This is a genomic window from Streptomyces sp. AV19 (assembly GCF_015999245.1).
In the GTDB taxonomy this organism is placed as follows: Bacteria; Actinomycetota; Actinomycetes; order Streptomycetales; family Streptomycetaceae; genus Streptomyces.
In genome coordinates, this window is the sequence record NZ_JAEAMR010000003.1 from 434957 (window position 1) to 447263 (window position 12307).

General features: G+C 71.6%; 10 protein-coding genes. 4 read left to right on the forward strand and 6 right to left on the reverse strand.

The window, feature by feature from the left end:
- Window positions 1-5 precede the first annotated feature (5 nt).
- Window positions 6-269: a hypothetical protein gene (locus I5Q34_RS02005; protein WP_199890312.1), complete on the forward strand. Its 264-nt coding sequence runs from the start codon at window positions 6-8 to the stop codon at window positions 267-269.
- Between the two features lie 84 nt (window positions 270-353).
- Here I5Q34_RS02005 and I5Q34_RS02010 read toward each other — a convergent pair whose 3' ends face one another.
- Window positions 354-1382: a hypothetical protein gene (locus tag I5Q34_RS02010; protein ID WP_199890313.1), complete on the reverse strand. Its 1029-nt coding sequence runs from the start codon at window positions 1380-1382 to the stop codon at window positions 354-356.
- Window positions 1383-1473: 91 nt separating this feature from the next.
- The gene (gene pepN / locus I5Q34_RS02015; protein WP_199890314.1) at window positions 1474-4080 is read right to left on the reverse strand and encodes an aminopeptidase N; all 2607 of its coding nucleotides are present in this window, start codon (window positions 4078-4080) and stop codon (window positions 1474-1476) included.
- A gap of 132 nt (window positions 4081-4212) precedes the next feature.
- On the opposite strand from pepN, the gene I5Q34_RS02020 reads away from it, so the two are divergent.
- Together I5Q34_RS02020 and I5Q34_RS02025 are read left to right on the forward strand one after the other, a co-directional pair.
- Window positions 4213-4863 (forward strand): DsbA family protein, encoded by a 651-nt coding sequence (locus tag I5Q34_RS02020; RefSeq protein ID WP_199890315.1) that lies wholly within the window; start codon window positions 4213-4215, stop codon window positions 4861-4863.
- 238 nt (window positions 4864-5101) lie between these two features.
- Window positions 5102-5728, forward strand: coding sequence for a hypothetical protein (locus tag I5Q34_RS02025; protein WP_199890316.1), 627 nt, complete (start codon window positions 5102-5104; stop codon window positions 5726-5728).
- A gap of 126 nt (window positions 5729-5854) precedes the next feature.
- Here the strand turns inward: I5Q34_RS02025 and I5Q34_RS02030 are convergent, their stop codons facing one another.
- From I5Q34_RS02030 to I5Q34_RS02040, 3 genes are all read right to left on the reverse strand, one after another.
- Entirely contained in the window at window positions 5855-6496 is a 642-nt protein-coding gene (locus tag I5Q34_RS02030) for a superoxide dismutase (RefSeq protein WP_199890317.1), read from the reverse strand.
- A gap of 175 nt (window positions 6497-6671) precedes the next feature.
- Window positions 6672-8087 (reverse strand): amino acid permease, encoded by a 1416-nt coding sequence (locus tag I5Q34_RS02035; protein WP_199890318.1) that lies wholly within the window; start codon window positions 8085-8087, stop codon window positions 6672-6674.
- Between the two features lie 172 nt (window positions 8088-8259).
- Window positions 8260-9666 (reverse strand): amino acid permease, encoded by a 1407-nt coding sequence (locus I5Q34_RS02040; RefSeq protein ID WP_199890319.1) that lies wholly within the window; start codon window positions 9664-9666, stop codon window positions 8260-8262.
- Between the two features lie 257 nt (window positions 9667-9923).
- Here I5Q34_RS02040 and I5Q34_RS02045 point away from each other — a divergent pair, with 257 nt between their 5' ends.
- The gene (locus I5Q34_RS02045; protein WP_199890320.1) at window positions 9924-10517 is read left to right on the forward strand and encodes a biotin transporter BioY; all 594 of its coding nucleotides are present in this window, start codon (window positions 9924-9926) and stop codon (window positions 10515-10517) included.
- 273 nt (window positions 10518-10790) lie between these two features.
- Here I5Q34_RS02045 and I5Q34_RS02050 read toward each other — a convergent pair whose 3' ends face one another.
- Complete coding sequence (locus tag I5Q34_RS02050; protein WP_199890321.1) at window positions 10791-12239, reverse strand: amino acid permease; 1449 nt, start codon at window positions 12237-12239, stop codon at window positions 10791-10793.
- Window positions 12240-12307 lie beyond the last annotated feature (68 nt).

The window sequence follows — 12307 nt, forward strand, 5'->3', positions numbered from 1 at the left end:
CAGACATGAGTTTCGTGCTGCATCAAGAAGCCGACGTGACGGTGGTCGCGATTCGCCCCTGGGGGCTGGATGTCGAATCCCGGGACGGAAACCGAGGGTTGATCGACAACACCAAGGATCCGGCGTGGCCTTCGGGCGACCGGTCCGCCGTCGTGGGCAGTGTCCTCCACATCGTGGTGATCGACGACCAGCGCGACCCGGCCCGGCTCAGTGCGCTTGACGTGGATCTCGAAATCGCCCGCGAGCTGAGAGCGGCGGACGGGCGCTGACCGGCGCGCGTCGAGCAGCGGAGGCCCCACCGGATCCCGTCCGGTGGGGCCTCCGTGGTTCCGCGCCGGCCCACGCGGCACCCCTCACCGCGGCACCACCACCACGTACGCCCCCGGCGCCCGCTCCGCCGACGCCACCAGCGTCGCCCGCACCGTGTCCGCCAGTTGCTCCGGGGACTCCCTCAGCTGCTTCGGGGTCACGGCCACCACCGCCAGGCCCAGCTGCTCCAAGTGCTCGTGCTTGCGGGTGACTTCGTCGCGCAGGATGTTGTCGCGGCGGGACCGCGTGCGGGTGTCGATCTCGACGACCACGCCGTGGTCGGGCCAGTACGCGTCCACGGCGCCCAGCGACGGGCCCCCGGGCAGGAGGAGTTCGACGTTCCAGAGCGGGGAGGGCAGGGCGGCCTCGGAGACCATGGCGTACAGGCGGTCCTCGGCGGCGGCGCGGCCCTCGGCCAGGAGGGCGTCCATCACGGCGGCGACGGGCGCGCGGTCCAGCAGCCGGGCGCGGGTGAGTTCGCGCAGCAGCCGGGCCGGCTCGCAGTGGCCGCCGCGGACGGCCTCGGTCAGGAGGCGGCGGACCCGGTCGGGGTCCGTGAGCTGGGCGACCGCGTCCGCGACCGCACGCGGGACGGGCGCGACCGGGATGCCCGTCAGCAGCCGCGGGCGCGGGACGGAGTGGGCGCGGACCGGGCGGACGAAGCCCGTGGCGCGCAGCCGCCGGGTGTGCGGGACGAGGACGTCGATGTGCTCCAGCCGCAGCAGCGGGGGAGCGCTGGTGAAGCGGTGCAGGGCCAGGGCCGCCAGGCCGGTGATCATCGCCTCGCCGTAGGGCGCCTCCGCGCTGCGCGGCGCCTGGGCGGGGATGCCGTGGGCGCGGGCCCGGGTGTACATCAGGGCGGCGTGCAGCCGCTCCTCGCTGGTGGCCGGGCCCCGGTGGAGCAGGTGGACGCCGGGCAGGATCTGCTGCCAGGGGCCGCCGGGACGGCAGCGTCCGCTCACCTCGGAGGCGGGCACGCCGTGTTCGCGCAGCTGACGGGAGGTCATGACGCGGTGGCGGACGTCGGAGAGGTGGTGGAGCGGGCGGGGGGAGAGGGGGGTCTCGTGGTTCATGACCCGCCCATTCCCGCCCCGCGCCCGCTCCCTAACCGCTGTTACGGGTTCGTGGACGACTGCGGACAACCCCGTGGTGATGTACGGCCGTTCAGCCCGCCGCGGTGTCGCACTCCTGCGCCCGCAGGGCGCGCGCGAGGTCGTCGCGCGCCTCCCGGACCAGGCGCCGCAGCGCCGGTGCCGCGTCCGGGTGCTCCGCGAGCCAGGCGTCGGTGAGCTCCAGCGTTTGCCGGTCGTCCTGGAGGACCGGGAACAGCCCGCGCACGATCGCCATCGCGATCTCGATCGACCGCTCGCGCCAGACGCGCTCGAGCGACGCGAAGTAGGGCTCCACGAACGGCTTCAGCAGCTCCCGCTGCCCCGGCTGGTCGAAGCCGGCGACGGTGGCCTCGGTGAGGGCGTTGGACAGGACGTCGGAGTCCACGACCCGCTCCCAGGCCTCGGCCTTGACCTTGGCGTCGGGCCGGGAGACGAGGCAGCGGACCTGGTGGCGGCGGCCGGACGCGGTGTCGTCGCGGGCCAGTTCGGCGTCGACGAGCGCCTCGTCGGCCGCGCCGCCCGCCGCGAGGGCGGCCAGCAGCGCCCAGCGCAGCTCCTGGTCGACCTCCAGCCCGTCGATCCGCGCGGTGCCGTCCAGCAGCCCGCGCAGCAGCTGGAAGTCGGCCTGCGTGACGGCGACCTGGGCCAGGAAGCGCGCCCACGCCAGCTGGTGGCCGCTGCCCGGCTCGGCCAGCCGCAGCTCGGCGAGCGCCGTCCGGGCCAGTGCCGCGGCGCCCTCCGCGCGCCGGGACGGCGCCGCGTAGTGGACGAGGGCGCCCCGCGCGCAGCTGTGCAGCATCTGCAGGACGCCGATGTCGGTCTCGGCGCCGGCGAAGCGCTGGACCAGCTCCAGGTAGTCGCGCGCGGGCATCAGCCCGTCGCGGGTCAGGTTCCACACGGCCGACCAGCACAGGGCGCGGGCGAGCGGGTCCGTCAGGTCGCCGAGGTGCGCGCGGAGCGTGGCCAGCGATGCCTCGTCGAAGCGGATCTTGCAGTACGTCAGGTCGTCGTCGTTGACGAGCACCAGCTCGGGGCGGTCCACCCCGGCCAGTTCGGCGACCACCGTGCGCGGCCCGGCGACGTCCACCTCGGCGCGCGCGTAGCGCACCAGCTCGGTGCCCTGCCGGCGGTAGAGGCCGACGGCCACCCGGTGCGGGCGCAGCTCGGGGTGCCCGGCGGGTGCCTCCTGGAGGACGGCCAGCTCGGTGACGCGGTCCTGCGCGTCACAAGTGATCTGCGGGGTGAGGGAGTTGACGCCGGCGGTCTGGAGCCAGGAGCGGGACCAGGCGGCCATGTCGCGGCCCGAGGTCTCCTCCAGCACGGACAGCAGGTCGGCCAGGCGCGTGTTGCCGTAGGCGTGGCGCTTGAAGTAGCGGCGGGCGCCCTCCAGGAAGGCGTCGCGCCCGGCGTAGGCGACGAGCTGCTTGAGGACGGAGGCGCCCTTGGCGTAGGTGATGCCGTCGAAGTTGAGCTTGGCGTCCTCCAGGTCGTGGATGTCCGCCGTGACCGGGTGGGTGGAGGGCAGCTGGTCGGCCCGGTAGGCCCACGCCTTGCGCTGGTTGGCGAAGGTGACCCAGGCGTTGGTGTAGCGGGTGGCCTCCACCTGCGAGAAGGAGCCCATGAAGTCGGCGAACGACTCCTTGAGCCACAGGTCGTCCCACCACTCCATGGTCACCAGGTCGCCGAACCACATGTGCGCCATCTCGTGCAGGATCACATTGGCCCGGCGCTCGTACGCCGAGCGCGTGACCTTGCCGCGGTAGACGAACTCCTCGCGGAAGGTCACGCAGCCCGGGTTCTCCATCGCCCCGATGTTGTACTCCGGCACGAACGCCTGGTCGTACTTGCCGAAGGGGTACGGGAAGTCGAAGTGCTCATGGAAGAAGTCCAGGCCCTGCTTGGTGACGGTGAAGATCTCGTCGGCGTCGAAGTGCCGGGCCAGGCCCTTGCGGCAGAAGGCGCCCAGCGGGATCTCCAGGGTCGTGCCGTCGGGCAGCGCGCGGCTGTAGTGGTCGCGGACGACGTGGTACGGGCCGGCGACGACGGCCGTGATGTAGGTGCCGATGGGCTTCGTCGGCATGAAGCGGCGCGTCGACGAAGGCACGGCGGCGTCCTCGTCCACCGGCTCGTCCGGCCCGTCCTGCGCGCCGTTGCTGATCACGGTCCAGCCGGCCGGGGCCGTGACCGAGAAGGTGTAGGGGGCCTTGAGGTCCGGCTGCTCGAAGTTCGCGAACACCCGGCGGGCGTCGGCCGGCTCGTAGTGGGTGTAGAGGTAGACCTCGCCGTCCTCGGGGTCCACGAAGCGGTGCAGGCCCTCGCCCGTCCGGCTGTACGCGCACTGCGCGTCCACGACCAGCTCGTTCTCGGCGGCCAGGCCGTCCAGGGCGATGCGGGCGCCGTCGAAGACGGCCGCCGGGTCCAGCGCGCGGCCGTTGAGCGTCACGGCCGTCACGGAGGGGGCGATCAGGTCGGCGAAGCTGGAGGCGCCGGGCTCGGCGCAGCGGAAGCGGATCGTGGAGACCGAGCGGAAGGTGCGCGGGCCGTCCCCGGCGTCCGGGCCGACGGCGGACCGCACGTCCAGGCGCACCTCGTAGCCGTCCACGGTCAGCAGCGCGGCCCGCTGCCGGGCCTCCTCACGGGTCAGGTTCTCACCGGGCACGGCAGGGCTCCCTCGGGATGTCAAAAGTCGGTGACTCTCGGATCATCAGGAATCATGGCATGCGCGCCTTTGTTGAAAGTGTGAACACTTCGTCGTGGGCGCCTCGTCCCACGCTGCTCCCTGGAGAACCACATGAGCACTACCCGCACCGACGCCAGGACCCCCGCCGACTTCTGGTTCGACCCCATCTGCCCATGGGCCTGGATGACCTCCCGCTGGATGTACGAGGTGCAGAAGGTGCGCCCGGTGGAGGTGCGCTGGCACGTCATGAGCCTGGCGGTGCTCAACGAGCCCCGGATGGACGAGCTCCCCGAGGAGTACCGCGAGAAGATCGCCGATGCCTGGGGCCCGGTGCGGGTGTGCGTCGCCGCCGCCGTCGAGCACGGCGAGGAGGTGCTCGGCCGGCTCTACACCGCGCTCGGCACGCGCTTCCACAACCAGGGCATGCCGCGCGAGCGCGCCACGATCGTCGAGGCCCTGAAGGAGGCCGGCCTGCCGGTGTCGCTGGCGGACGCGGCCGGCACCGACGCCTACGACGCGGAGGTGCGCGCCTCCCACAAGCTCGGCATCGAGAAGGTGGGCGAGGACGTCGGCACCCCGGTGATCGCCGTCCCCGGCGAGAACGGCACCGAGGCCGAGGTGGCCTTCTTCGGGCCGGTGGTCACCCCGGCGCCCAAGGGCGAGGCGGCGGGCCGGCTCTGGGACGGGACGCTGCTGGTCGCCTCGACCCCCGGCTTCTTCGAGATCAAGCGCACGCGCACGCTGGAGCCGGTCTTCGACTGAGGGCCATGTGCCGGGGGATGGGCACAGGGCCCGTCCCCCGGAGGGTTGCCGCCGAGCGGCGTGGGCTGCGGACCTCGCCTAGGGTCCGAACCGTGACTCCGCCCCGCCCGGGGGCTTTCGACCCGGGGGTTGCGGTCCGGCCCGGACCGGCCCCTCGCGGGGCGCGAGGAACGCACCACAGGCCAGGGAAGCGATTCCCCCACTGGCCAGAGCCGGTGGTCCCCTCGCTAGGAGACTGATGGGCCAGACCGACCTCTCCCGGCCCCTGGGCCGCGACGGCGGCTGGGCCGACGCCGAGCCGCCGTGCGGCAACGCCGCCTTCGCCGAGCTGCCCGTGCGCCCCTACGACTTCCTCACCCTCGCCGTGTGCCGCGCCCTGCCGCCGCTGTGGTCCCTGTGCCGGCTGCGCAACGCGGCGGGCATGATGCGGCACTACCTGCGGGCCGACGGGACGCCCGTCCGGATCGACGCCGCGGACCTCCTCGCGCTCCCGGCCGTCCGCGCGGCCGCGGACGAACAGCTGGCGCACTGGCGGGCCGAGGCCCTCGACCGCTGGCGCGCGGGCCCCCGGGCACCGGCCGCCTACCCCGCGGACAGCGGCTGGCGCGACGTCCTGATCACCCGCCGGATCAGCGCCGACTGGTGGCTGGCGCTGCGCTGCGCGGAGTTCCGGCTGACCGGCACCGTGCGGGTGGACGGCGACGGCGCGACGGCCGTCGACTACCGCTTCGCCCTGCACAAGGGCTGGAACTTCGACCGGGGCGGGTCGGAGCTGGGCGTTCCGTTCACCCCGTTCGCCCGGCTCCACGAGACGGGCCTGGCCCGGGAGTTCGCCGTGACGGGCGAGGCGTTCGGGCACGCCTGAGCCGGGGCGGTGGGAGCATGGGGAGGGCCCCCGCGCGAGTCGACCGCGCGGGGGCCCTCCGTGTGCCTGCCGCGTGACACGGGTGAGAAGACGATCACGAGCAGGCCGACTGCGGTGTGCCGTGGCTCAGGGGGCGAGCAGCAGCGCGTTGCCGCGCTCCTTGGCGGCGGCGTAACGCTTCGCCACATCCTGCCAGTTGACGACCTGCCACATGGCCTCGATGAAGTCCACCTTCTGGTTCTTGTACTGCAGGTAGAAGGCGTGCTCCCAGGCGTCGAAGACCAGGATCGGGGTGGAGCCCTGGCCGACGTTGCCCTGGTGGTCGTAGATCTGCTCGACGATCAGCTTGCCGCTGATCGGCTCGTAGGCGAGGACGCCCCAGCCGGAGCCCTGGGTGGTGGCCGAGGCCTTGGTCAGCTGGGCCTTGAACTTGGCGAAGGAGCCGAAGGACTCCGCGATGGCGTCGGCCAGCTCGCCCACGCCGTCCTTGTCCAGCGGCTCGCCGCCGCCCTCGCCGGTCATGTTCTGCCAGTAGATGCTGTGCAGGATGTGGCCGGAGAGGTGGAACGCGAGGTTCTTCTCCAGGCCGTTGATCGAGCCCCACTGGTCCTTGTCACGGGCCTCGGCGAGCTGCTCCAGCGTGTCGTTCGCACCCTTGACGTACGCCGCGTGGTGCTTGTCGTGGTGCAGCTCGATGATCTTCGCGTCGATCACCGGCTGGAGCGCCGCGTAGTCGTACGGAAGTTCAGGAAGTGTGTAGATGGCCATGCCGAGCCCTCCGACTGCTTATTGCAATTAACTTGCAGGTAGACGCTACCAGCAAGTGCGCGGCATGCGCCGGGAGAGGGTCCGGATGAGTCATGTCTCGTCCCAAAGACCGAGGCGGGGTCGGCCCTGGTGATCAGGACCGACCCCGCCTCGGGAGGGGGAGGGTGGCGGGACGTCAGCTCCGGCGGGCCGCCGCGACGCGCTGGCGCACGTAGCCGACGAGGGCGAGCGCCGCGGTGAGCCCGGCCGTGGCGTACAGCTGGACGGCGGTGTCCTTCTCGCGCAGCATCAGGCCGAGCGTGCACAGGATGCCCAGCAGGGCGACGACGGTCAGGAAGGGGAACCACCACATCCGGACCACCAGCCGCTCCGGCTGCTCGCGCTCCAGGCGGTGGCGCATCATCAGCTGGGTGACGGCGATGAAGCCCCACACCACCAGCACCGCCGCGCCCGTCATGTACAGCAGCCATTTGAAGACGGTGTCGGGCCACCGGTAGCTCAGCAGCACGGCGACGAAGCCGAACGCGGAGGAGGCCACGACGGTCCGGCGCGGCACGCCGCCCGTGACCTTGCCCAGGAAGCGGGGGCCCTCGCCGCGCTCGACGAGCGAGTGGGCCATGCGGGACGCGCCGTAGATGTTGGCGTTCATGGCCGACAGCAGCGCGATCAGCACGATGACGTTCATGATCTCGCCGGCCGCGGGGATGTCGAGGTGCTCCAGGACGGCCACGTACGGGCCCGTCAGGATCGACCTGTCGGTCCACGGGATCAGGGTGACGACGACGAGCATCGAGCCGACGTAGAAGAGGCCGATGCGCCACATCGCCGTACGGACCGCACTGGCGACGCCCTTGACCGGGTGCTCGGACTCCGCCGCGGCGATCGTCACCGTCTCCAGGCCGCCGTACGCGAAGACGGACGCCAGCAGGCCGGCGACGAGGCCGTCCGTGCCGTTGGGCAGGAAGCCGCCCTGGCCCGTGAGGTTCGAGGTGCCCGGGGCGGAGGTGCCCGGCAGCAGGCCGCAGATGGCGAGTACGCCCAGGACGAGGAAGATGCCGATCGCGGCGACCTTGAGGGCGGCGAACCAGAACTCGAACTCGCCGAAGTTGCCGACCGCCGCCAGGTTCATGCCGCAGAACATGACCATGAAGAGCAGGACCCACATCCACGAGGACGTGGCGGGGAACCACTGGACCATGATGGCCGCCGCGCCGAGCGCCTCCACGGCGATGGCCACGCAGAGCTCTATCCAGAACACCCAGCCGGCGGTGAAGCCCGCCCAGGGGCCGATGGCGCGCTCGGCGTGGACCGAGAAGCTGCCGGACGCGGGGTTGGCCGCCGCCATCTCGCCCAGCATGCGCATCACGAGCATCACGAGCAGCCCGGACACCGCATAGGCGAGCACGATCCCCGGGCCGGCGGCGGCGATGCCCGCCCCCGAGCCGACGAAGAGGCCGGCGCCGATGACCCCGCCCAGGGCGATCATCGACAGATGACGCTGCTTGAGGCCGTGCGACAGGGAGGTGCCGGAGTCCGGCGGCTCTTCGGTGACCGCGCGCTCGGGCGCGGAGCTCGCATCTGTCCGAGTCATGGTCGTGTCTGTCCCCGTGAGTGAAAAGGAGTGGTGATTGTTGAAACAACTCCGAAAAGTTGCCTCAGTGTGGGGGTGATGTTCGCTCAGGACAACACTTGTCACACAGATGTCCGATATTCAGACGCGGCGATGACTCTCCGCATCCGAAATATCGCCAGAATCAGGTTTTTTATCGGCCGGAGCGCTCGGTACGGCGCAGCCGCAGCTCCCGGAGGCCCGCCACCGCCAGCACCGCGCCCGTGGCGGCCGCCGACCACAGCAGCTGCGGACGGGCCCCCTCGTCGCTGATCATCAGGACCAGGACCCCCGCCATGCCGACCAGAGCGGCCCAGGTCAGATAGGGGAAGCACCACATGCGCAGGGTCAGCCGCTCCGGCATCTCGCGCTCGATCCGGCGCCGCAGCCGCAGCTGGGAGGCGGCGATCAGACCCCAGACGAAGAGCAGGACCGCGCCCACCGAGTTGAGCAGATAGCGGAAGATCGAATCCGGCCAGTAGAGATTGAGGACGACCGACGCGAAGCCGAACGCGACCGAGGCCAGCACTGCCCGGACCGGCACGCCGCCGCGCGAGACCGCCAGCAGCGCCCGCGGCGCCTCGCCGCGCTCGGCGAGCGAGAAGACCATCCGCGACGAGCCGTAGAGGTTGGCGTTGAGCGCCGACAGCAGCGCCACGAAGATCACGATCTGCATGATCTGCCCGGCCGACGGCACCCCGATGTGGTCGAGGACCGCCACGTACGGGCTCTCGCCCGGCTTCAGCGACGACCACGGCAGCAGGGTCACGATGACCAGCATCGAGCCCACGTAGAAGAAGAGGATGCGCCACACGGCGCTGCGCACCGCCCGGCCCACCGCGCGCTCGGGGTCCTCGGACTCGGCGGCGGCGATGGTGACGACCTCCAGGCCGCCGAAGGCGAAGGCGACCGCGAGGACGCCGGAGATCACCCCGTGCCAGCCGTTGGGCAGGAAGCCGCCCTGGCCGGTCAGGTTGGCCATGCCCACGGCCTCGGTGTCGGGCAGCAGCCCGAAGATCGCCAGCAGGCTCAGACCGAGGAAGAGGAGAATGGCGCCGATCTTGAGCGCGGCGAACCAGAACTCGAATTCGCCGAAGTTCTTCACGGCGGTGAGATTCGCGGTGGTGAACACCACCATGAACACCAGGACCCAGGCCCACTGCGGCATGCCCGGCACCCAGCCGTGGGCGATCTGCGCGGCGGCCGTGGCCTCCACGGCGAGCACGATCACCAGCAGGAACCAGTAGAGCCAGCCGACCGTGAACCCGGCCCAGCGGCCCAGCGCGCGCTCCGCGTGCACCGAGAACGAGCCCGAGGCCGGCATCGCCGACGACAGCTCGCCGAGCATCCGCATCACCAGCATGGCGAGGGCGCCCGCTATCAGGTACGAGACGATGATCCCGGGACCCGCGACGGAGATCCCGGCCCCCGAGCCCACGAAGAGGCCGGCGCCGATCACCCCGCCCAGCCCGAGCATCGTCAGGTGCCGCTGCTTGAGCCCCGTGGACAGCGGCTCTTTCGCGCCGGCGAGGGACTCGTCGGCGGAGGGTGCGTCGTGCATGGGGCTCGTAACTCTCGGTCGGTGCGGTGCGGGGCCGTGCGCTGGTGCGCGTACCTTGCCCCCATTCTCCCGACCGGGGGGCCGGAACCAAGCCGCCCGGACACTCCCGTGACCAGCATCACTGTCCGGTGAAACCCGCCAAAGCACCCCCGGGCGGCTTTGTGACGCGCGCCCATGCCTATTCGGGCGGGCTGGGCTAACGTCACGGTGTTCTTACGCGTGCCTGATTTCCTGTCCCTTCTTCCAGCGGAGTACCGATGGCCACCGCCGCAGTTGCTGCCCCCCGGACCGGTACGGTCCTCGCCGATCTCCTGCCTGCCTCGTCCGCCCGCGTCCGGGACGCCGTCCTCGTCGTCGGCGGCGCGGCGCTCACCGGCGTCGCCGCCCAGCTGGCCGTCCCGGTCCCGGGCTCCCCGGTGCCGGTCAGCGGCCAGACCTTCGCGGCCCTCCTCGTCGGCACGGCGCTCGGCGCCCGCCGCGGCTTCCTCTCCCTCGCGCTGTACGCCGTCGCCGGCATCGCGGGCCTGCCCTGGTTCGCGGAGGCGAAGTCCGGCGCGGCCTTCCCCTCCTTCGGCTACGTCCTCGGCATGCTGCTGGCCGCCACCGTCGTCGGCGCCCTGGCCCGCCGCGGCGGCGACCGCTCGGTGCTGCGCACGGCCGGGACGATGGCGCTGGGCTCGGCGGTCATCTACGCGGTGGGGGTGCCGTATCTGGCGCTGGCGCTGCACGTCTCGTTCGGCGAGGCGGTCGCGCTGGGGCTGACCCCGTACCTCATCGGTGACGCGCTCAAGGCGGCGCTGGCGATGGGCGCGCTGCCGGCGGCGCGGAAGTGGCTGGAGCGGCGCGGCTGAGCGCGCTCTCGCGCGGCGAAGGGCCCGCACCGTCGTGGTGCGGGCCCTGATTTCTGCCCCTGCCCCGCCCCTTCACCGTTTCCCGGGGAGACCCCGGACCCCGTCCGCCCTTCGGGCGGAGTCCTCAAACGCCGGACGGGCTGAATGATCAGCCTGTCCGGCGTTTGAGGACAGACCGCGCGGAGCGCGTGAGAAACGGTGAAGGGGCGGGGCAGGGGCACAACACAAAGGCCCGCACCACCCAGGGTGCGGGCCCTCGCCATCCGGGAGGCGCTACTTCGCCGCCACGCCGCGGCGCCGCCGCTCCCGCACCAGCCCGATCGCCAGCACGAACACCGCCACCAGCACCGACAGCAGCACCTGCTGCCGGTTGTCGCCGCCGTCGTACACCATGTAGCCGAGCACGAAGAGGATCATGCCGATCGTGGCCCAGGTCAGGTACGGGAACAGCCACATCCGCACCGTCAGCTTCTCCGGCGTCTCGCGCAGGATGATGCCGCGCATCCGCAGCTGGGTGAAGCAGATGACCAGCCAGACGAACAGGGCGACCGCGCCCGAGGAGTTCAGCAGGAACTTGAAGACCGTGTCCGGCCACATGTAGTTGAAGAAGACCGACAGGAAGCCGAAGACCACCGAGCCGAGGATCGCCGCCTTGGGCACCCCGCGCTTGTTGACGCGGGCGAACGCCGCCGGCGCGTCACCGCGCTGACCGAGCGAGAAGGCCATGCGGGAGGCCGTGTAGAGGCCCGAGTTGAGGCAGGAGAGGACGGCGGCCAGGACGATGACGTTCATGACCTGCCCGGCGTGCGGGATGCCGATCGAGTCGAGCGCCGCGACGTAGCTGCCGTCCTTGAGGATCGCCTTGGAGTCCCAGGGCAGCAGGGTGACGACGACGAAGATCGAGCCCAGGTAGAAGACCGCGACGCGCCAGATCACGCTGTTGGTCGCCTGCCGGACCGCGCGCTGCGGGTTCTCCGACTCGCCCGCGGCCAGGGTGACGATCTCGCTGCCCATGAAGGAGAAGACGACCATCAGGACGCCGGTGAGGATCGCCCCGGCGCCGTTGGGCAGGAAGCCCCCGTGGTCGGTGAGGTGGGCCAGCCCGGCCGCCTCGTTGTCCGAGCCCGGCAGCAGGCCGAAGACCGCGAGGCCGCCGATGACCACGAACGCGGCGATGGCGACGACCTTGATGCCCGCGAACCAGAACTCGAACTCGCCGTACGAGCTCACCGAGGCCAGGTTGGTCGCGGTGAGCACGACCATGACGAGCAGCGCCCAGGCCCACTTGGGGACATCGGGGATCCAGCTGTTGAGGATGGAGGCGCCCGCCGTCGCCTCGACGGCCAGCACCACGACCCAGAAGAACCAGTAGAGCCAGCCGATCGTGAAGCCGGCCCAGCGGCCCAGGCCCCGGTCCGCGTAGGCGGAGAAGGAGCCCGAGGTCGGGTTGGCGGCGGCCATCTCGCCGAGCATCCGCATCACCAGGACGACCAGGACGCCCACCAGGGCGTAGGAGACGAGGATGCCCGGACCCGCCGCGGCGATGCCGGAGCCCGAGCCCACGAAGAGGCCGGCGCCGATCACGCCACCGATGGCGATCATGGAAAGGTGGCGGTTCTTGAGCCCGGCCTGAAGGCCGCCACCGTTCTGCGCGGACGTGGCGGCGTCTGCGGGATCACCGGACGTCGACGCCTTTGTCACGGTCGGCGGTATCGCGCTCATGGACAGTTCCTTAGGTTCTCGGGGCACTCGGGTCACGAGTCCCCGCATTAGAACGTCACCCGGCCTTA